Below are 20,436 nucleotides of genomic sequence, written 5' to 3' on the forward strand. Positions count from 1 at the left end.
GTCACACGGTGCAGACCTCCCGCACGCAGGCCCGCAACCAGCGGTGCGCCGGGTCGGCGTCGAGGCGGGGGTGCCAGAGCAACGAGATGGTGATTTCGGGCAGGGCGACGGGCAAAGGGAAGGTGACGAGGTTTTCGCGCAAGCTTCCGGTGTAGCGCTCGGGCACGCTGGCGACGAGGTCGGTGGCGCGGACAAGCGCCAGGGCCTCGGAGAAGCTGCCGACGGAAGCGGTGATCTTGCGGCTAAGGCCGAGGACCTGGAGGGTAGTGTCGATCGGGCCGACGTCGTTGCCGCGGCGCGAGACATGGATGTGGTGGCCTTCGGCGTAGCGGGTGGGCGTCACTTCGCCTGATGTCAGCGGATGGCCCGGGCGGACCACGGCGACGAAACGGTCGTGGAAGAGGGCCTGGGCGCGAAGCTCCGGGCCCGTCATGTCGCCGACAACGGCAGTTTCGAGATCGACGGTTCCTTCGCGAAGCGGGCTGCTTTCCCGGTCGAGCTTCTGCACGAAGCGCAGGCGTACGCCGGGCGCCTCTCGCTCGACACGGGCAATCAGTGCAGCGCCGAAGTTTTCGACGAAACCCTCGCGGTTCCTGAGCGTGAAGGTGCGGGAAAGCGTCTTCAGGTCCAGGCTCTCGGCCGGGCGAAGGCAGGCTTCGGCCGCTTCGACGATGGGGCCGATGCGATCGCGCAGTTCCAACGCCCTCGGCGTTGGAACGAGGCCGCGGCCGGCGCGCACCAGCAGCGGATCGCCGGTCGCCTCGCGCAGCCTTGCCAGCGCCCGGCTCATGGCCGAGGGGCTGAGCCGCAGGCGCCTGGCGGCGCGGGCGACGCTGCCTTCCGCAAGCAGCACGTCGAGGGTCACGAGGAGGTTGAGATCCGGTCTGGTCATGCCCATCCATAACACAGTTGGCTCATGATGTGGCGTCAAACGCACGAATGAAGTGCAAATGCTGCGCCTTCCGCCATATGAAGCCGAGGTCTAATTTTTCGGAGAACCGACCTTGGAGGGTTTTCCGATGATCCCATGCCCACTGATGCCCGCCCCGATTTCCCTGTCTGATCGGAAGTCGTTGCCGCATATTTTGAATCATGAAAGCGCGCTATCGCCTTGTTTTCCCGCGATTTCCCGTGCTGCAAAAGATCGGCGCGAAACCTCGCGCGCGGGAGGTGGTCGATGAGCGCGACGAAGACTGCAAACGCTCCCGCCACCGCCTCGGTTCGCTGCGTGCTCACCAGCCTGTCGCTGTCGATGCTGCTCTCCTCGCTTGGCACCAGCAGCGCCAATGTGGCGCTTCCGGCGCTGGCGGACGCTTTTGGTGTCTCGTTCCAGGCGGTGCAATGGGTGGTGCTTGCCTATCTGCTTGCCATCACCACGCTGATCGTCAGCGTCGGGCGGCTTGGCGATATCGTCGGCCGGCGGCGGCTTCTGCTTGCCGGCATCGCGCTCTTTATCGCAGCCTCGGTGCTTTGCGGCCTGACGCCCGCTTTCCCGCTGCTCGTCGCGGCGCGAGCGATGCAGGGCATCGGGGCTGCGATCATGATTGCGCTGACCATGGCGTTTGTCGGCGAGACGGTGGCGAAGGAGAAGACCGGCAGCGCCATGGGCTTGCTCGGCACCATGTCGGCCATCGGCACAGCGCTCGGGCCGTCGCTCGGCGGCGCGCTGATTGCCGGGCCCGGTTGGCGGGCGATCTTTCTCGTCAACGTGCCGTTGGGGCTTCTGGCGCTCGTGCTCGCCCATCGGTATCTGCCGGCGGACAAGGGGTATGAGGGCAGGGAACGCCCACGCTTCGACGTCGCCGGCACCTTGCTGCTTGCGCTTTCGCTGGGCGCCTATGCATTGGCGATGACGGTGGGCCGCGGCAGTTTCGGCGCGCTCAATGTCGCGCTGCTTTCGGCCGCCGTTGTGGGTTCTGCACTGTTCCTGCGGGTCGAGACCAAGGTAGCCTCGCCGCTGATCCGGCCGGCGATGTTGCGTGATCCGGTTTTCAGCCGCGGGCTTTCGACCAATGCGCTGGTCTCGACCGTGATGATGGCGACGCTGGTGGTCGGGCCGTTTTATCTGTCGCGCGGGCTGGGGCTGGATGCGGCGATGGTCGGGCTCGTCCTGTCGGTCGGTCCCGTCATCTCGGCCTTTGGTGGCGTGGTCGCCGGCCGTATCGTCGATCGCCTGGGCGCGGGCTTCGTAGTCACGATCGGTCTTGCCGCGATGGTTGCGGGCTGCGCGGCGCTTGTGCTGCTGCCGGGGCTTTTTGGCGTTGCCGGTTATGTCGCGGCGATCGCGCTTTTGACGCCCGGCTACCAGCTGTTCCAGGCGGCCAACAACACGGCGGTCATGGCGGATGTGAGCGCGGACCGGCGCGGCGTCGTTTCCGGCCTGCTCTACCTTTCGCGCAATCTCGGCCTCGTCACCGGCGCATCGGTCATGGGCGCGGTCTTTGCCTCAGCCGTGGTGGCAAGCGACATGGCCGGGGCGGCGCCAGCCTTGGTCGCCAGGGGCATGCAGGTGACCTTTGCTGTGGCTGGGCTGTTGACCGTGACCGCGCTGGCGATTGCCGTTGCGGGCAGGGCGTTCAGGCGCGCACAACGGGCCGTCGCCGCGGAGCCAGCGGGAGAGTGATGATCCCGCAAGAGACGGACCGCACCGACACGCCGCCGCTCAGCGATCGGCACCCGACCGATTGCGCCACGCCTCTGACGCGAGGCTGTAGCTCTGGTGGAGGATCTCTTCGCCCCTCGAGCGGGAGGCCTTCCGCATGGTTTTCTCAGGGCGAAAGCCGAGCTTGAGCAGGACCTTGCCGGAGGCCGGATTGTCGGCCGCGTGGCCTGATTTCAGCCTCGCGAGCCCGAGCTGCTCGAAGGCGAAGGACACCACTGCCTGCGCTGCCTCGAAGGCATAGCCCTGGCCCCAGCTTGGCTTCTCCAGCCAGTAGCCGAGTTCGCCTTCTTCGCCGTCGATCTCGTCGAGATCGACCAGGCCGATCATGTGGCCTTTGCGCTCGATGGCAAATCGAAAGGCCGTGCCGGCGATCCATTCCTGCCGGTGCACACCGAACCAGCCGGTCATGTCGTCGGGATCGGGTGGAAACTGCGCCATGCGTAGCATGCGCGTGACGTCCCAATCCGACTGGATCTCAAAGGCGCGCTGCGCATCGGCGGGCGTTGTCGGGCGCAGCGCGAGTCGATCGGTCGTCAGCGTGACCGCGGGGCGATTTCCAGTGTTCGCTGCGGATGGGCGCATTGTCAGAGGTTTCCCCATCGATCCGCACTGATCGTCAGACACTACCGCGTTCAGGCGGTCGGCAAACGCTCGAGCCGGGCGCGAAGCGTTTCGAAATCCGGCACGAACCAGATCGAATCACCCTTGTTCGTTTCGCGCACGAAATCGGTCAGCGCCTTGCTGGCTTCGAGCCTGGTGCTGATATCGCCGACGATGGCGAGCCGCATGCGGTAGTTGACGAATTTCTGGAACACCTCGCCGGCGACGCGGGTCGAAAGATCGAGGAAATGGGGACCCAGCCGTTCGACCGGGACTGCCAGCAAGTCGGCCTCATGCGCCCAGCCGTCGCCGAGAAAATCATTGGCGTCGCCCGGTGCCGCAAGCAGAGGGCCATCGACAGCGCATTGCAGCACGCGCGCGGTTCCGATTTCGATCAGCTGTGTCATGCGCCAAGAAGTAGGCTGCAAAGCCCAGGGTTGCAAGGGCTGTTGCCTCGGGTTCTGCCGTCGGGGCAGGTTGCGCTCGCCGCCGGCAGGATTGGTCCCGTATCCGCATGTCCGGTCGGTTCGGCCGAGCGGGCATGAGGCGATGTATTTCTAGAAATATATCGATATTCGCAAAAACTGATTGGCGTCCGCAAGTTATGCCGGAACGACGCGTGAGAATTTCTCGGGAATTCCGGTGCCAGTTTTCTGTCAATTTGACACAGATCAATGACCCCTTCTGTTCGGCATTTACTCTGAGGCACGGTGAAAAGCTGTCATCGGCCGGTCACGGGATTGATTTTTATTTCCGGTGGCGCATCTTACCTTGGATTGTGTTGGGGGACGCAGGAATGCCGGAAGTCGTTCAGGCACAGCCGATCGAAAAGCCGCCGCGCTCGCGACGCGCGGAGCTGATTACCTTCTTCGTGCTCGCCTTCGGCATCTGGCCGATCGTCGCCGTCGGCATTGTCGGCGGCTATGGTTTCCTCGTCTGGATGCTGCAGATCATCTTTGGCCCGCCGGGCCCGCCCGGGCATTGAGGTCGAGCCATGAAGGTCGAACCTCTCTCACGCCGTGAGTTTTTTACCGGCCGCGCTGCCGCAAAGCCCGTCCGCATCCGCCCGCCGGGCGTTTCGGAACTCAGCCTTGCCGCCTGCACCGGTTGCGGCGCCTGTGCGGAGCGATGTCCCACCGCCATAATCCGTCTTTCTGACGGTCTTCCCTTCGTCGACTTTTCGGGCGGCGAATGCACCTTCTGTGGTGCCTGCGAGGAAGCCTGTCCCGAGCCGGTATTCACCGAGAAGGCCGTGCGCCGTTTCCCGCATGTCGCCGCGGTCACCGATACCTGTCTCGCGCGCCGTTACATTGCCTGCCAGTCCTGCGGCGAAAGCTGTCCGGAGCAGGCGATCCGTTTTCGCCCGCGTATCGGCGGGCCGTTTCTGCCTGAGATCAACGAAGACCGATGCACCGGCTGCGGCGCCTGCCTCAGTGGCTGCCCGGTGAGTGCGATTGCAGTGAAGGCATTGGAAGTGGAGGTGGCGCATGTCTGAGGCCGCAGCGGCAAAGGCGGGTACGCCCTATCACATTTCGAGCGCCGTGGTCGCCACGATGCCACAGAGCACCGAAGCGATCCTGGCGACGCTCGCGGGAATGGAAAACGTCGAAATCCATGGCCATGGCGGCGGCAAGATCGTCGTCGTCATCGAAGGCAGAAGCACGGGCGCGCTCGGCGAACGGCTGACTCAGATCTCGCTGCTCGACGGGGTGATCTCGGCCAACATGGTTTTCGAGCATGTGGAAATGGAAGAGGAAGGGCAGGAGCCATGAGCGGAGAACTGACGCGGCGTGACATTCTGAAGGCCCATGCGGCCGGCATCGCCGCCGCCACGGCCGGCATTGCGCTGCCTGCCGCCGCACAGCCGGTGCCGGGCGGCGTCAACGCGCTGGAAATCAAGTGGTCCAAGGCGCCGTGTCGCTTCTGCGGCACGGGCTGCGGCGTGATGGTGGGCGTGAAGGAAGGCCAGGTTGTCGCCACCCACGGCGACATGCAGGCCGAGGTCAACCGCGGTCTCAACTGCATCAAGGGCTATTTCCTTTCCAAGATCATGTACGGCAACGACCGCCTGACGACGCCGCTCTTGAGGAAGCGCGGCGGCACTTACGCCAAGGACGGCGAGTTCGAGCCCGTCAGCTGGGACGAAGCCTTCAACGTCATGGCCGAGCAGGCAAAGAAGGTGCTGAAGGAGAAAGGCCCGACGGCCGTCGGCATGTTCGGCTCCGGTCAATGGACGATCTTCGAGGGTTATGCGGCGACCAAACTGATGCGGGCGGGTTTCCGCTCCAACAATCTCGATCCCAATGCCCGCCACTGCATGGCGTCCGCCGCCGTCGCCTTCATGCGCACCTTCGGCATGGACGAGCCGATGGGCTGCTACGACGACTTCGAGAACGCCGATGCCTTCGTGCTCTGGGGCTCGAACATGGCGGAGATGCACCCGATCCTCTGGACCCGTGTCGCCGACCGGCGTCTCGGCCAGCCGCATGTGCGCGTCGCGGTGCTTTCGACCTTCACCCATCGCAGCATGGACCTGGCCGATATCCCGATCGTCTTCAAGCCAGGCACCGACCTCGTCATCCTCAACTACATCGCCAACCACATCATCACGACCGGCAAGGTCAACGAGGACTTCGTCAACAAGCACACGAAGTTTGCTCGCGGGGTCACCGACATTGGCTATGGTCTCCGGCCCGACAACCCGGTCGAGGTGAATGCCGCCAACTCCAAGGACCCCGGCAAGACCGAGCCGATGGATTTCGAGGCGTTCAAGGAGTTCGTTTCCGAATATACGCTGAAGAAGACCGCCGAGATGACCGGCGTCGATCCGGAGTTCCTGGAGCAGCTGGCCGAGCTTTATGCCGACCCGAGCCGCAAGGTCATGTCGCTCTGGACCATGGGCTTCAACCAGCATGTGCGCGGTGTGTGGGCCAACCAGATGGTCTACAATCTGCATCTTCTGACCGGAAAGATCTCCGAGCCCGGCAACAGCCCGTTCTCGCTGACCGGGCAGCCGTCTGCCTGCGGCACGGCGCGCGAGGTCGGCACCTTCGCCCATCGCCTGCCTGCCGACATGGTGGTGACCAATCCCGAGCACCGCAAGCACGCCGAAGAAATCTGGCGCATTCCGCACGGTATCATTCCGGAAAAGCCCGGCTACCACGCCGTGCAGCAGGACCGGATGCTGAAGGACGGCAAGCTCAATTTCTACTGGGTGCAGGTCAACAACAACGTCCAGGCGGGGCCGAACACCGCCAACGAGACCTGGCAGGGCTATCGCAACCCGGACAATTTCATCGTCGTTTCCGATGCCTATCCGACGATCACGGCGATGAGCGCCGACCTGATCCTGCCCGCCGCCATGTGGGTGGAGAAGGAAGGGGCCTACGGCAATGCCGAGCGGCGCACCCATGTCTGGCACCAGCTGGTGCAAGCGGGCGGCGAAGCGCGCTCGGACCTCTGGCAGATGGTGGAGTTTTCCAAGCGCTTCACCACCGACGAGGTGTGGCCGAAGGAGATCCTCGACGCCAGCCCCGAATATCGCGGCAAGACGCTGTTCGAGGTTCTGTTCAAGAACGGCGAAGTCGATCGTTTCCCGCTGACCGATGTCAGTGCCGAATACGACAACAACGAAGCCAAGGATTTCGGCTTCTACATCCAGAAGGGGCTGTTCGAGGAATATGCCATTTTCGGACGCGGCCATGGTCATGATCTGGCGCCCTACGACACCTATCACGAGGTGCGCGGGCTGCGCTGGCCTGTGGTCAACGGCCAGGAGACGCGCTGGCGCTACCGCGAGGGCTTCGACCCCTATGTGAAGCCGGGCGAGGGCGTGAAGTTCTATGGCAACAAGGACGGCAAGGCGATCATCCTTGCGGTGCCCTACGAGCCGCCGGCCGAATCCCCCGACGACGAATACGATACCTGGCTGGTGACCGGCCGCGTGCTGGAACACTGGCACTCGGGCTCGATGACCATGCGGGTGCCGGAACTCTACAAGGCGTTTCCGGGCGCGCGCGTCTTCATGAACGCGGAGGATGCCCGCAAGCGCGGCATCAACCAGGGCATGGAAGTGCGCATCGTCTCGCGCCGCGGCGAGATCCGCTCGCGCGTCGACATCCGCGGCCGCAACCGCATGCCGCCCGGCGTCGTCTTCGTTCCCTGGTTCGACGCCAGCCAGCTGATCAACAAGGTTACGCTCGACGCTACCGATCCCATCTCCAAACAGACGGATTTCAAAAAATGCGCGGTCAAGATTCTTCCCGTCACCCTCTAGGGTGGTCACGGCTGGTTCGGGCCGTTGCCAAACGGCCCGCATGGATGGCCCTTGCGGCTGGCCTTCTGATGTTCGTCACGACGGCGGCCGTCGCCCAAGTGGCGGAAAAACTGGTGCCGCAGCTCGAAGGGCCGACGCCGCAGATGGCGACGGAAGCGGCGGCACCGCTGCCGAAATGGGTGGTCGATGACAAGCGCAAGATGCGCGCCTATCCCGACCAGCCTCCGGTCATTCCGCATTCGATCGAGGGCTATGAGCTTTCGGTCAATGCCAACCGATGCCTGTCCTGTCACAAGCGCGAGTTCACGCAGGATTCGGGTGCGCCGATGATCAGCGTCACCCACTACATGACGCGCGATGGGCAGATGATCGCCGACGTTTCGCCCCGGCGTTACTTCTGCACCGCCTGCCACGTGCCGCAGGCCGATACCAGCCCGCTGGTGCCGAGCAATTTCAAGGACATGAGCGAACTGGGCTTCAAGCCGGCCGGAAGCGAGTGACGACATGATCGCATGGATCAGGAAAATCATCCTTTGGGCCTGGGGCATCATGAAGACGCCGGCCGGCACGCTCGGCCTTGGCTTCCTCACGCTCGGCGGCTTCATCGGCGGCGTCATGTTCTGGGGTGCATTCAACACGGCGCTGGAACTCACCAACACCGAAAAGTTCTGCACCTCGTGCCATGAGATGCACGACAACGTCTATCAGGAGCTGACGCGCACCATTCACTTCTCCAACCGCTCGGGCGTGCGCGCCAGTTGCCCGGACTGCCACGTGCCGCATGAATGGACCGACAAGATCGCCCGCAAGATGCAGGCTTCGAAGGAAGTCTGGGGCAAGATCTTCGGCACGATCAATACCAGGCCGAAATTCCTCGAGAAGCGGCTGGAACTGGCGCAGCACGAATGGGCGCGCATGAAGGCCAATGACAGCCTTGAATGCCGCAACTGCCATTCCTCCGTCGCCATGGACCTGCAGAAGCAGACGCAGCGGGCGGCCGAGATCCACACCCGCTATCTGCTCTCGGGCAAGGCCACCTGCATCGATTGCCATAAGGGCATCGCCCACGAGCTGCCCAACATGGAAGGCATCGATCCAGGCTGGAAGATGCCGCCGGAACTGGAGGGCAAGAAGATGGCCAATCAGACGCCGATCGACGATCTGAGGCAGGCGATGGCGGATCTGCATATGCAGGCGCAGTAAGACGCGCCGGCCCGCCTGAGCCGCATTGAATTCTCCAGGGCCATGCCGGTGCGGTGTGGCCCTCTTTTTTACGGTTCTTGGGCAGTGCGTCCTTCATTCCTGGACCATACTTCCCGCCGTGCCGACGCACGGCTGCTGGATTCCTGTGACGAGCACAGAGATGAGGGTGGGTGGGGGCCGGCCTCGTGCCAAGCCGCCAGATGAGGGGAGTGGCTTGGGGGTTCTTGAGCCAACGGCGCACATTCGGATCTGCGGCGATGGTCTTGTCGAACAGCGCTTTTCTCGCTTCATTTCCCCGCGCCAATCTTTTTTCGGAAAAAATTCGACACCGCTGTCGGCGCCGCCATTTCCCGTTCGTCATTTAGGCAGGGAGGCAATCTGGCTTCCTCCACCGGAGCGGGATAGGAAAAAAATCCGCGCGGGTCTTTCGCCCGCAGCTTGCTCTCACTATTTGGGTTTCACCACGCCGGCACCCCCAGAGGTCACGAGGACCGGGACTGGCGTGACAGAGGAGAATGGACAATGCGCGTAGTGGTTTTTGTAAAGGCGACCAAGGACAGCGAAGCGGGCAACATGCCCTCGACCGAGCTGCTGGAAGCCATGGGCAAGTACAACGAGGAACTGGTCAATGCCGGCATCATGCAGGCGGGCGAGGGGCTGCATCCCTCGTCGCGTGGCGCCCGCGTCGCCTTCGACGGCGCCGACCGCATGGTCATCGATGGCCCCTTTGCCGAGACCAAGGAACTGGTCGCCGGCTTCTGGATCTGGACCGTCAAGGACATGGCCGAGGCAATCGCCTGGGTGAAGCGCTGCCCGAACCCGATGCCGGGCCCGAGCGAAATCGAAATCCGCCCGGTCTTCGAGATGGAAGATTTCGGCGACTTGGTGACGCCGGAGATCGCCGCCCAGGACGAGCGCCTGCGCGAGAAGATCGCCAAGGGGTGAGGGCAAACGGCACCAATTACCTTGTGGCGCTAGGGCGGGAGTAGGACTCCGCCCTAGGTTGCTTCCGTAGATGCTAAAGGATTGTGAAGACTTACGATTTAGCAAGAATGGCGGGTTATGAAGTGAGTCTCGTCAATATTTGCTACGTAGGGTTCCGCAATGACGACTGAAAACAATTCGACGAAGAGCTTACAGATTATCCTGGCGATCATCGCGGCGGTGGGTGGGTTTTTCGCCGGAAATGCCGCGCTGCCGCTTATTGAGCTAGTTACTGGGAAGACGGTTCCTGCAACGAAACTTGAGGAAGTCGAAAAGCGGCTTGAAACCGCACGCAAGAATGTGGCGGATGCAACTACCGCAGCGGATAAAGCCAACGCCGCTTCGAAGGCCGCGCTAGCGATAGCGGATAAAAAATTCGCGGAGGCGAACGACACTATCGCCCGCCTTCAATCCGAGCTCGACAACGTTAATCGCATCATTGAAGAGAATAACCGTTCGCCCCAAGTGGTGAGGATATCGCAGGGCGGAAGCCACTTGTTTGCGGGAACTGACCTGCACCTCACACTGGACATGATATCGGGATCGGGCGACGAGCTAAAAGCGACCGTTGGATATCGTGATAAGACCTTTCAGGTGACGCCGGGTGCGCATGGTAGTGCCACTATTGTAACTGGCGAAGGCCGAAACTGTGATGTGGCAGCGACCGCTGTAGAGCAAAATTATGGGGTCTTTGTTGTGTCTTGCCAAGCTACCCGATAAGCGACCGCTCTCTTTGACGCTCGCCATTGGAGGACTGGTTAAGCCTCTCATACTTCTCTTTCCCGCTCTGAGAGAGGGAAGCGTGCGGCTGTATCTGCAATCGCGCCGATTATGCACAGTAATATGGCGATCACCGGCTATTCGCATACGTCGATCGCGTTAAATATTTCTCGTAGAGATTGTATTAACCGTGTTCGTTTACCTTATTTCCGGGGTTTGAACCGGAGTGGGGCCATGGTCAGGACGAGCAGTTTCGTCATTTTTCTTCTTTCAAGTGTTTCGATCGCGGCGGCTGCCGATATCGATGGTCCGTTGGTGGGGCCGCAGGACGCCTATGAGGTGCCGGTGGAGCAGGCGTCGGGCGGCATCGTCGGCTACGTCGAGACGTCCTACGGCGCGGCCGTGGACTCGCCCGGCGATATCGATGCGGATGCATGGGACCTGCGCGGTGCGGTGAACTTCGACGCCGGCGCCGGCTTCAACCTGCAGGTCGATCTCGGCTACACGCGCGCCTCCTTTGAGGATATCGACACGAACAGCTATGACGGCGCGCTGCACGGCTACTACCGCAATGATCTCTTTGCGGCAGGCGTCTTCGTGCAAGGCGCACGCCTCGACCCGGGCATCGGCCTCGACCTCAACGATTACATGGGTGGCGTCGAAGCGGCCTACTTCCTTGATACCTGGACGCTGCATGGCGCGATCGGCTACGGCCAGGCGAGTGTGGAAGACTTCGACGACATCGATGCCGATCATTACATGGGCTCGCTAGGCGCGCGCATCTACGCGACCGACAACCTGCGCTTCGACGTCGACGGCTCGCTGCATCGCATGAGCGAAAACGACCTGGATTACGACCTGCGCAGCGTCAAGCTGACGGCCAACTACCGGCTGGACGCTTTCCCCGTCACGCTCTTTGCCGGCTACAAATACACCAACGAAGAGCTTTCAGGGCTGAGCGCTTCGGTTTCCGGCGACACCAGCACCCTCTTCGGTGGCCTGCGCTTCTCCTACGGTTCGACGACGCTCAAGGAAGAAGAGCGCCTCGGCCCGGTCTGGTCCAGCAATCGCCTGGCGTTCTGATCGGCTTGGCAGGCGGCAGCATTTTGCGCCGCTGCCAGCCAGGTACAATCATCAAGCAAGAGCATGGTGGCACCGCGCGTCTGAAGAGGCGCGCGGTGTTCTTATGTTATCGCAGGCTCCGGAGATAATTGGCCCGATCGAACGGGTTCGCGCCCAACCGGGGCCGGGAAGGCTGCGTGCCTGCGATCGGCGCGTAGTGATCGAAGCTGTTTTCGAGCACGCCCGCGCCGCTGGTGAGCCCCGGCAACTGCCGCTGGACGCCCTGGACGTTGGCCGATGCGATCGTTCCGGCAAGCCGGGCGACGCCGCCTTCGATGATCGAATCCGTCGTCGACGCGCCTGACTTGGCGAGCAGCGTGTGAATGGCCGTCAGGACGGACGCGGGCGCTTCAAGGCGGAAGCTGTCGATCGGCTCGCAGACGACCGTTCCGGCCGAAGACAACGCCTCGGCGAGCACCAGCGGCGTCAGCCGGCGAAAATCGACGGCGGTGCTGGCCGGCGAGGTCTGGCGCGCCGCTGTCATGGCGACGTGGCAATCGATCACCTGCCAGCCGAAGAGCCCGGCCTTCAGCGTTTCGGCAACGGCCTCTTCGACCGCCCGGTAAAAGCTCGCAGGCATCTGGCCGACATCCACTTCCAAGGCAAAACTGTTGCCCGCTGCCGCCGGCCGCGGTTCGATCCTGAGGCCGACGGTCGCAAGGAAGGGGTTCGGCTCGCGGAAGAGGATCTCGATGCCGGTTCCGGTGCCAAGGGGCCGTTCGACGCAGATGACCGTGCTTTGCTCGAAATGCGCCTCCAGCCCGAAATCGGCCGACAGGGTGGCCTCGATCACCTCCTTCTGCACCTCGCCATAGAGCGAAACGAACATCTCGCTGGCATCGTCGCTGGTGCGCAGGTTGATGAACGGGTCCTGTTCGGCCAGTTGCTGAAGGGCAAGCCACAGCGCCGTGTTGTCCGAAGGGCGCCTCGGCCGCACGAGGGTTTCGAGCGTCGGCGGGGCGAAGTGAAACGCTCCGGCACGCTTTCCGCCGACGCCGATCCAATCACCGATGCGGGCATGGGCAAGCCCGCCCACCTTGGCGATGCGGCCGGCTGTCACCTGGTCCACCTTTTCCAGCCGGCCCTGGTCGAAGAGCTGGATGCTGGTCACCTTCGCCGCGCCGCCGGGAAGGACGAGATAGTCGCGCATGGCGACGGTGCCGGACGTCAGGTTGAGAAAGGCGAGTTTTTCACCGCCCCAGCCGCGCTCGATCTTGAAGATCCGGCCTTCGACCGGTGCATCCGGGGCGGGCGCCTTCGCCGGCAACAGCGTCTCGATCGCGGTGATCAGGCCCGGCACGCCGACGCCGGTCATGGCGATGCCGCAATAGACCGGGTGCAGAAGGCCTTCGGCAAGCTGCGTCGCCAAGGCCTTCCGCAGCCGCTCGACAGTCAGACGCTCCGGTGCCAGCACATAATCGTCGAGCAAGGCTTCATCATTGGCGGCAAGCGCCTCCGAAAGTGCCGAAAAATGCGGTTCCTGCGCAAAGTCGTTCGGCTCGGCTCTCGCGTGTCGGCTGCCGGCCTCGACCGCCGCCGACATGATGACGGGGCGGACCGAGAGTTGGCTGGCGATCTCTTCGACCACTTCGGCGGGACGCGCCCCCAGGCGATCGATCTTGTTGACGAAGAACAGGAAGGGGACGCCGAGGCGGCGCAAGGCGCGCACCAGCACGCGGGTCTGCGCCTGCACGCCTTCCACCGCCGAGACGACCACGACGGCGGCATCGAGCGATTGCAGCACGCGCTCGACCTCGGCGATGAAGTCCGGATGCCCGGGGGTGTCGATGAGGTTTACGACCAGATCGCCAAGCCTGAACGACACGACGGAGGCGGCAATGGTGATGCCACGCTGCCGTTCGAGTTCAAGGCTGTCGGTCTGGGTATTGCCGCTATCGACGCTGCCGAGCCTGTCGATCGCGCCGGTGTCAAAAAGGAGTCTTTCCGTAAGGCTAGTCTTGCCTGCATCCACGTGGGCGAGGATGCCCAGATTCAATGTGCGCATATCCCATCAGCTTCTCAAAAATTCGGATCTGGGTTTCTTGAGAAGTGACTCGGCGCATCGGGGCCTCCAGACTTGAGCTTCTTGCGGATCGCGCAACCCACGGCAGGCGAGGGTGCTCGTGAAATCTAAGGACGCCACAGGAAGGGCGTCAAGCGCCGCCTGACAACTCCGACGCGGTGTTGCAGATTTGCTGGTGTGGCCGGGGCCATCGAAAAATGGCGATGCTCCCTTCAGGCGGTTACGCGAGGACAGGCCGAACACAATGTCTGGTCGTGCTTATTAGTATATGCTAACTTCCTCCCACCAAAGAAAAAGGGGGAGGCAAACATGGACATGACCCGTCGCGCCGTCGCTTTGGGCGGCGCCGGCCTGCTTGCATCAGCATCGTTCTTACCTGCGAACGCGCTGGAATCGCCGCTTTTCGATCCGGTCGAGGCTGCTGATGATTTCTGGCTGGCGGTGGAAGCCTATATCTACGGCTACCCACTGGTGACGACGGAAATGACCCGCCGGGTGGTGACCAATGTGGCCAAGCCCGAAGGCAGCAAGGGGCCGATGGGCCACGTCATCAAGCTGCGTGAATATCCGAACGCATCCTTCAAGGATGTCACCGCGCCGAATGCCGATACGCTGTACACGACAGCCTTCGTCGATGTGGGCAAGGAGCCGTGGGTGCTGTCGATCCCCGACATGAAGGATCGCTTCTTCCTGTTTCCGATGCTCGACGGCTGGACGACGGTGTTTCAGGTGCCGGGCAAGCGCACGACCGGCGGCGGGGCGCAGGCCTATGCCATTACCGGGCCGGGCTGGCAGGGAAGCCTTCCCGACGGCGTGACCGAATACAAATCCTCAACCGGCATCGTCTGGATCCTCGGGCGCATCTATTGTGATGGCACGCCGGAGGACTATGCGGCGGTGCATGCACTTCAGGACGAGTGCAAGCTTTGTCCGCTCAGCGCCTATGGCAAGGACTGGACGCCGCCGGTCGGCAAGGTCGATCCGTCGATCGACATGAAGACGGCGGTGCGCGAGCAGGTCAATCGCATGGATGCGGTCGAATATTTCACGCTTCTTTGCGAGTTGATGAAGACCAATCCGCCGACGGCAGCGGATGGCGAGGCGATCGCCAAATTTGCCGAAATCGGCATCGTGCCGGGCCAGGACTTCGACAAGAGCAAGCTCGATGCCGCCTTCGTCTCGCGCATCCCCATCATGGCGTTCCATCGCATCATGCTGCACTTCAAGTTCAGCGATGGTGACATCCAGAACGTCAACGGCTGGGGCTTCACCACCAAGACCGGCATCTACGGCACCAACTATCTGCAGCGGGCGCTGATCACGGCGATCGGGCTTGGCGCCAATCGTCCGCAGGATGCGATCTATCCGACGTCGCTGAAGTCCAGGGACGGCCTGGTTTCCCGCGCCTATCACGGCTCCAACAAATACGTCGTCACCTTCCCCAAGGGGCAATTGCCGCCGGTGCGCGGCTTCTGGTCGATCACCATGTACGACGAGAACTATTTCTTCGTCGACAATCCGCTCAACCGCTATTCGATCAGCACGCGCGTCAGCCCCAAGGCCAATGCCGACGGTTCGACGGAGATCTACATCCAGAATGAATCACCCGGCAAGGACAAGGAAAACAACTGGTTGCCGGCGCCGAAGGGCAAGTTCATCCTGATGATGCGGCTCTATTGGCCCGACGACAGCCCGCCTTCCATTCTCGACGGGTCGTGGCTCATCCCGCCAGTGAAGAAGGCGGGATGACAGAGGCGAAAGAGTCCCTGCGTCTTCGCGTGAAGGCGCAGGGCGTGGCGATCAGGCTGCGGCTCAGCGCTTCGGCAGCACGAGATCGCCGACCGTATAGATGTGAAACTCGCTGCGGGAGACTTCGTCCAGCTTGCGGAACTTCTCCGCGAACACCGGATCGGAGAAGAACTCATCGACATTTCCGGTGCCCTGGATCGCCTCGACATTGACGACGGTCTCGCCGTCCGTGCTCTTCGACAGGGTGCTCCACAGAAAACCTTCCTTCCGTTCGGCAACGTAGTGCACGACGTCCTGGATGACGGCGAAGGCTTCTTCCTGCTTGCCGGGATGGGCGTGGATGACGTTGACGACGAAGGTCGTCGGAACGGGGGACGCCGAGAAAGTGGGGGTAGGAATCGTTGTCATGCTTCTCTCCATTTAAACGCCGCGGCGTATCGACCGCGACGGCATCTGGATATCGGGAGAGAAATAGCGGATAAACGAGCGCGTATTCTCATCACTTCGGAAAATAATTCCGTAATCGACGCGCGATGGACAAGCTCGGAACGCTCAGCATTTTCATTCAGGTGGCAGAGGCGGGCAGCTTCGTGGCCGCCGGGCATCGCCTAGGGCTTTCAGGTTCGGCCGTCGGCAAGGCGATCGCGCGGCTCGAAGACGAGATGGGCGCGCGCCTCTTCAACCGGTCGACGAGAAGCATGGCGTTGACCGACGACGGCAGCTTCTTTCTCGACACCTGCCGCCGCATCCAGTCCGAATTCGAAACGGCCCAGGCGCAACTGTCACGCTCGCATGCGACGCCGCGCGGGCAATTGCGCGTCAGCCTGCCGCTCGCCGGCATGCTGCTGATGCCGACCATATCGGACTTCATGCGCGCCTATCCGCTGATCAATCTTGATCTCGATTTCACCGATCGGCTGGTCGATGTGATCGAGGAGGGCTTCGATGCGGTCATCCGCACCGGCGACGTGAAGGATACACGCCTGATGAGCCGCAAGCTCGGGACGTTCCGGCACCGGATCGTCGCTTCGCCGGAATATCTCGCGGCTCATGGGCGGCCGGAGGTGCCGGAGGACCTGCTTGGGCACCGCTGCCTTCATCACCGCTACGCCAATTCCGGCCGCCTTGAACCCTGGCCACTCGTTCGTGACGGGCGTGAGGTGAAGCTGGACCTGCCTGTGACCACGGTGGCGAGTACGCTTGACCCCTTGATCTTTCTTGCGGAGCGCTCCTTCGGCATCACCTGCCTGCCGCCCTTTGCCGTGTCGCCTGAACTGGCGGAAGGCAAGCTGGTCTCGCTGCTGGAAGATTACCTTCGCGAAACCGGCACGTTCCGCGTGCTTTGGCCGACCAATCGCTATCTTTCGCCAAAGGTGCGTGCCTTCGTCGATTTCATGGCGGAGAACCTGTTTGCCGCGTGACGGCCGGGCGGCACGGAACGTTCCCCCGGCGTCGATCCAGCCGTTGCTAAAGTGCTGCAAATGTCCGAAGCTTCGCTGACGCCATCGGGTCATGCGAGCCGGAGCAGATGCGCACCATGACAGACGCCTCTTCCATTCAGCCTGCCGCCAGCCATGACGCCCGCATCTGCCGGGGATGCTGGGACCAGATGCATGTGCCGATCCCGATCCGCGGGCCCTTGGCGCTGCCGTTCCGCGCCTTCGGTATTACCCGCAGCAAGATGAACCCGAACATCTGTACGATCTGCGAGCGCTCCTTCCGTTACGTGAAGAAGCAGAGTCACGTTGCGGCAAGCGCCACAATCCTGTTTGCCGACATCCGCGGATTCACGCATCTTTCGGAGCGGATCGAGCGGGTGCGCTTGAGCCAGATCGTCAGCCTGTTCCAGGATCGCTGCGCCCAGGCGATCTGGGCGCATGACGGCATCGTCAACAAGCAGATGGGCGACGGGCTGATGGCGATCTTCAACTTTCCGATCATCCGGAAAGACCATGCGCAAGCGGCGATCATGGCAGCACGCGATATCCAGCGTCTCTGCGCCGATGCACTCGGCCGCCTCGACCTCGACGACCTCGGCGAACGGCCGCTCGGCGTGGGCGTCGGCATTCATTCGGGCGAGGTCGAGATCGGCGAGTTTTCGACATTCCGCAGCGATTTCACCGCGATCGGCGGCACGGTCAACCTGGCCTCGAGGCTCGAATCCCAGGCCGAGGCGGGGGAGATTCTGCTTTCCCCGGAGACGGCCGCTCAGGCGGCAACGCTGACGGCGGGCGCCGGCACGCGGCTGCTGGTCCTGAAAGGCATCGACCAGCCGGTCGAGGCGAGGGTGCTCGCGACACATTGATCGACGTGAAGCGTTTGCTGATTTCCCTAGTGTCGAGGTGAACCGCTTCAGCTTACTCAGTGGAAACTTGCCTGATAGCTGGTCGCGATGAGCGAGACATGAGCGTCAAGAGGCGGTCGCAGTTCGAAGGCCTGTGGATGGCGTGAGAAATCATAGAGACGGAGGAGGCACCACTCCTCGCGTCGCGTCTGGGCCACCTCAAGTTCGTTGCGCGAAATATGGAATGGCGTTCGTTCCCAGCCGTTGGTGGTCTTTACCTCGATCAAACGCACGCGCCCATCCGGCGTGAAGCTTGCTATGTCATAGCCCGCGCCATCGCCATCTTCCTGCGCCACCCACCGAATCTGGCGGGCCAGATCCTGACGACCGCTCTGGAGTAGCTGCGCGCGTTCGTGCTGGAGTACGCGCTCTTCTCCAGCGCGGCCGAGTGCACGGTTGCGTTCGTCCCGCCCGGCCACATCGAAACGCCGTGCGACCGTCTGCATCTGTGTCAATTCGTCGGGGGGTGGGGCATTGTGGAGAGTGGGCGGGACACCGATGAAGAGCGCCAGTGGCTCGGCCATGCCGAATGTCGGACCGGAACCAAGGACACTGTCCCATTGCGGATGCTGCGCTAACCAACGGGATATTGCCTCGGCCAAGGACATCTGAAAATTGAACCGCGGCTGGTAACCGCTGAGGGTGGGAAGACCAAACCCTCTCGCAGCAGCCGAAATGTTGCAATGTTTGAATTCTATCGAGCCGCGACTTCTTCCGAGCGCTTCTTGCAGAACCCGGTTGTGCAAGGCCTTGTTGTAGGATTGACCAGAAAGTTCGTCGCGAAGCATGGAAAAATAGGCCGCGACGATCGCGTCATTTTCCGTATCTGTCCAATTCCCCAAGCCCATGCTCTCCAGGCTACGCAGCACACCGGAATAAGTCATCCGGAAAAGCAGCGCCTCGCCATGCTTCGTATACCCTCATCCCCGGATATTGAGTATCAGTTCGCCTCAACCGATGCTTGTGTTCACTGGTCACGCCCACAGATCGCGCACGCAGCGGCCATCCGGTGCCAGGTCCTCGAAGGTATCGAAGCCATCGAAATGGTCGATGGGAAGGTTTGCGACCCGGTCCAGCGCGGCCAGTCTGACATTGACGGCGATGCGCCGGCGGCCTCGTGCGTCGAGGTTGAGGCTGCGCCAGGCGACGACGCCGGCGCAGGTCGGGCAGAAGAGGATTTCGAGCGTCGGGTCCTTCTCGTCGGCGCGGGTATAGGCGGTGAGTTCGCCGCTGACTGCGATGCGCTCGCCTTCGTAGTCATAGGCCCAGAGCGTGCCGTAGCGGTGGCAGAGCGTGCAGTTGCAGGCGGTGATCGGGCCGGGGTCGCCTTTGAGCGTCCACTTCGCATTGCCGCAGTGACATGAGCCGTCAAGCATGAGCCGCTCCCGCTTTTGTACCGAGGCGGCATAGTGCCCCGATGGCGGGATGTCCGCAATCGGGGCCGGATATCAATCTCGCTCGCGCTTGTGCGCCAAGACAGCGTCGATGAAGGGAGCCTTCGAGGCGAGGTACTCGCCGATGCCATGCTGGTTCGTGGCTTCGAGGTGCAGCTTCAGCGCCTGATAGCGGGCGCTGAGGTCCGGATCCTGCCGCAGAAGATCGCGAAACCGCAGCATTCTTGCAATCTGCCAATGTCCTGACGGGCACACATGGACCTTGTGGGTTCGAACGCCATTGACGTCGCGCCGATAGAAGTGGTGGTCCTGCGAAAGGTCCGTGCCGCGAACATATCCAAGCGATTTCATCCGCTCCGTCACATCGCCCACGTCGCGATGCTCGGACACCTCGACCAGAAGGTCGATTTCCGGCTTCGCGGCGAGACCGGGGACGGCGGTGCTGCCGACATGGTGGATCGTGACGAGCGCATTTGCGAATACGCTGCGGATGCGCTGCTGCTCGGAGAGAAACAGATCGGGCCATCGCGGATCATAGACTGAAATCTGGCTGGTCAGCGGCACGGCGGCTTGCTCCGGGTTCTTGACGGTGGTGTCATGGTAGCACCCGGAACGAATTCATGGACCTTCCCCCGCCTGGACGGAGGAAGGTTGTTTGGTCGGATCGCGCCACCGTCTAGTTGCGGTCGAGCCGCATGACCTTTTCCTCGCCGAGGACCATGCCGGTCTCGCGGAAACCGAAGCGGTGGTAGAGGGCGTGGGCGCGGGTGTTTTCCGGGTAGACGCCGAGATAGATGTCGCCGCATTCAGGGATCTTGGCCATGTGGTCCAGGAGGGCTGCGAGCGCCATGGCGCCATAGCCCTTGCCCTGGTGGCGGGCATCGATCATCAGCCGGTAGATCCAGTGGTTGCCGTCATCGGGGTCGAGCGCATACATGGCGAAACCCACCGGCGCGCCTTCGGCCATCACGGCAAAACCGACGCATTCGGGGCGTTCGCCGAGTTCTTCGAGAGATTCGTCGTTGCTGGCGATGAAATCCATCTGGTTTTCGTGAACGTCGAGCCTTCGGATGACATCGGCATCGACGGTATCGACGGGCAGGAGTGTAATCGTCATTCGGTCCTCGTGGTCGACGCTGTGGCCTGGGAGGCAGTCTCTGTCTAATCCCGTCTGCGGTCACCTTCTCCCCGCGGGGCGAGCGGGGAGAAGGGACCTTGCAGCGCTCTCGGCGTCCACATCCTGCGCCTGGGCGCGAGCGGTTCCCTCTGCGGGGCGGGCAGGGGAACCGAAGGGTAGGCGGAGCCGGGCCGCTGCCGTTCCCTTTCCCGATCAGCGGGCGAGGGAGTTGGGGGCAAGGA

22 protein-coding genes are annotated in these 20,436 nt (G+C 62.6%); 13 read left to right on the plus strand and 9 right to left on the minus strand.

Features of this window, described 5'->3' with window-relative positions:
• Nucleotide 1 precedes the first annotated feature (1 nt).
• On the minus strand, nt 2-892 hold the full coding sequence (locus tag ASD01_RS01930) for a LysR family transcriptional regulator (RefSeq protein ID WP_060643564.1): 891 nt from the start codon (nt 890-892) through the stop codon (nt 2-4).
• 285 nt (nt 893-1,177) lie between these two features.
• On the opposite strand from ASD01_RS01930, the gene ASD01_RS01935 reads away from it, so the two are divergent.
• Entirely contained in the window at nt 1,178-2,623 is a 1,446-nt protein-coding gene (locus ASD01_RS01935) for an MFS transporter (protein ID WP_060643533.1), read from the plus strand.
• A 39-nt stretch (nt 2,624-2,662) separates the two neighbouring features.
• Here ASD01_RS01935 and ASD01_RS01940 read toward each other — a convergent pair whose 3' ends face one another.
• Entirely contained in the window at nt 2,663-3,244 is a 582-nt protein-coding gene (locus tag ASD01_RS01940; RefSeq protein ID WP_051659266.1) for a GNAT family N-acetyltransferase, read from the minus strand.
• Between the two features lie 50 nt (nt 3,245-3,294).
• A complete protein-coding gene (locus tag ASD01_RS01945; RefSeq protein ID WP_034793127.1) occupies nt 3,295-3,669 on the minus strand; it encodes a DUF4180 domain-containing protein in 375 nt (124 codons plus the stop codon).
• A gap of 389 nt (nt 3,670-4,058) precedes the next feature.
• On the opposite strand from ASD01_RS01945, the gene napE reads away from it, so the two are divergent.
• The 9 genes from napE (at nt 4,059) to ASD01_RS01990 (ending at nt 11,528) form a co-directional block, all read left to right on the plus strand.
• Nucleotides 4,059-4,247 (plus strand): periplasmic nitrate reductase, NapE protein, encoded by a 189-nt coding sequence (gene napE / locus ASD01_RS01950; RefSeq protein ID WP_034793129.1) that lies wholly within the window; start codon nt 4,059-4,061, stop codon nt 4,245-4,247.
• Nucleotides 4,248-4,256: 9 nt separating this feature from the next.
• Nucleotides 4,257-4,757 carry a ferredoxin-type protein NapF gene (napF, locus tag ASD01_RS01955; RefSeq protein ID WP_034793131.1) on the plus strand — a complete coding sequence of 167 codons (501 nt, stop codon included), beginning with the start codon at nt 4,257-4,259 and terminating at the stop codon, nt 4,755-4,757.
• The gene (locus ASD01_RS01960; protein WP_034793133.1) at nt 4,750-5,034 is read left to right on the plus strand and encodes a chaperone NapD; all 285 of its coding nucleotides are present in this window, start codon (nt 4,750-4,752) and stop codon (nt 5,032-5,034) included. Before napF ends, ASD01_RS01960 begins: the two co-directional genes overlap by 8 nt.
• Nucleotides 5,031-7,538, plus strand: coding sequence for a periplasmic nitrate reductase subunit alpha (gene napA, locus ASD01_RS01965; RefSeq protein ID WP_034793137.1), 2,508 nt, complete (start codon nt 5,031-5,033; stop codon nt 7,536-7,538). Before ASD01_RS01960 ends, napA begins: the two co-directional genes overlap by 4 nt.
• Nucleotides 7,539-7,582: 44 nt before the next feature.
• Nucleotides 7,583-8,038 (plus strand): nitrate reductase cytochrome c-type subunit, encoded by a 456-nt coding sequence (locus ASD01_RS01970; RefSeq protein ID WP_089043553.1) that lies wholly within the window; start codon nt 7,583-7,585, stop codon nt 8,036-8,038.
• Between the two features lie 4 nt (nt 8,039-8,042).
• Nucleotides 8,043-8,741: a NapC/NirT family cytochrome c gene (locus ASD01_RS01975; protein ID WP_034793141.1), complete on the plus strand. Its 699-nt coding sequence runs from the start codon at nt 8,043-8,045 to the stop codon at nt 8,739-8,741.
• A 522-nt stretch (nt 8,742-9,263) separates the two neighbouring features.
• Nucleotides 9,264-9,686 carry a YciI family protein gene (locus tag ASD01_RS01980; protein WP_034793144.1) on the plus strand — a complete coding sequence of 141 codons (423 nt, stop codon included), beginning with the start codon at nt 9,264-9,266 and terminating at the stop codon, nt 9,684-9,686.
• A gap of 159 nt (nt 9,687-9,845) precedes the next feature.
• Nucleotides 9,846-10,445 (plus strand): hypothetical protein, encoded by a 600-nt coding sequence (locus ASD01_RS01985; protein WP_034793147.1) that lies wholly within the window; start codon nt 9,846-9,848, stop codon nt 10,443-10,445.
• A gap of 234 nt (nt 10,446-10,679) precedes the next feature.
• Nucleotides 10,680-11,528, plus strand: coding sequence for a hypothetical protein (locus ASD01_RS01990; protein WP_034793150.1), 849 nt, complete (start codon nt 10,680-10,682; stop codon nt 11,526-11,528).
• 106 nt (nt 11,529-11,634) lie between these two features.
• On the opposite strand, the gene ASD01_RS01995 is transcribed toward ASD01_RS01990, so the two are convergent.
• Entirely contained in the window at nt 11,635-13,572 is a 1,938-nt protein-coding gene (locus ASD01_RS01995; protein WP_034793153.1) for an elongation factor G, read from the minus strand.
• A gap of 327 nt (nt 13,573-13,899) precedes the next feature.
• On the opposite strand from ASD01_RS01995, the gene ASD01_RS02000 reads away from it, so the two are divergent.
• A complete protein-coding gene (locus ASD01_RS02000; RefSeq protein ID WP_034793156.1) occupies nt 13,900-15,339 on the plus strand; it encodes a DUF1254 domain-containing protein in 1,440 nt (479 codons plus the stop codon).
• A gap of 63 nt (nt 15,340-15,402) precedes the next feature.
• On the opposite strand, the gene ASD01_RS02005 is transcribed toward ASD01_RS02000, so the two are convergent.
• Nucleotides 15,403-15,747 carry an antibiotic biosynthesis monooxygenase gene (locus tag ASD01_RS02005; RefSeq protein ID WP_034793159.1) on the minus strand — a complete coding sequence of 115 codons (345 nt, stop codon included), beginning with the start codon at nt 15,745-15,747 and terminating at the stop codon, nt 15,403-15,405.
• Between the two features lie 125 nt (nt 15,748-15,872).
• On the opposite strand from ASD01_RS02005, the gene ASD01_RS02010 reads away from it, so the two are divergent.
• Both ASD01_RS02010 and ASD01_RS02015 read left to right on the plus strand, forming a co-directional pair.
• Entirely contained in the window at nt 15,873-16,760 is an 888-nt protein-coding gene (locus ASD01_RS02010; RefSeq protein ID WP_034793162.1) for a LysR family transcriptional regulator, read from the plus strand.
• 116 nt (nt 16,761-16,876) lie between these two features.
• Complete coding sequence (locus ASD01_RS02015) at nt 16,877-17,644, plus strand: adenylate/guanylate cyclase domain-containing protein (protein ID WP_034793718.1); 768 nt, start codon at nt 16,877-16,879, stop codon at nt 17,642-17,644.
• A 56-nt stretch (nt 17,645-17,700) separates the two neighbouring features.
• Here ASD01_RS02015 and ASD01_RS02020 read toward each other — a convergent pair whose 3' ends face one another.
• The 4 genes from ASD01_RS02020 to ASD01_RS02035 form a co-directional block, all read right to left on the minus strand.
• Nucleotides 17,701-18,567 carry a protein NO VEIN domain-containing protein gene (locus ASD01_RS02020; RefSeq protein WP_234798748.1) on the minus strand — a complete coding sequence of 289 codons (867 nt, stop codon included), beginning with the start codon at nt 18,565-18,567 and terminating at the stop codon, nt 17,701-17,703.
• Nucleotides 18,568-18,657: 90 nt separating this feature from the next.
• Nucleotides 18,658-19,059 carry a GFA family protein gene (locus ASD01_RS02025; RefSeq protein ID WP_034793170.1) on the minus strand — a complete coding sequence of 134 codons (402 nt, stop codon included), beginning with the start codon at nt 19,057-19,059 and terminating at the stop codon, nt 18,658-18,660.
• Nucleotides 19,060-19,131: 72 nt separating this feature from the next.
• On the minus strand, nt 19,132-19,641 hold the full coding sequence (locus ASD01_RS02030; RefSeq protein ID WP_034793174.1) for a GrpB family protein: 510 nt from the start codon (nt 19,639-19,641) through the stop codon (nt 19,132-19,134).
• 112 nt (nt 19,642-19,753) lie between these two features.
• Complete coding sequence (locus ASD01_RS02035) at nt 19,754-20,194, minus strand: GNAT family N-acetyltransferase (RefSeq protein WP_060528766.1); 441 nt, start codon at nt 20,192-20,194, stop codon at nt 19,754-19,756.
• Nucleotides 20,195-20,436 lie beyond the last annotated feature (242 nt).

Source organism: Ensifer sp. Root423 (genome assembly GCF_001426275.1).
Classification (GTDB): Bacteria; Pseudomonadota; Alphaproteobacteria; order Rhizobiales; family Rhizobiaceae; genus Ensifer; species Ensifer adhaerens.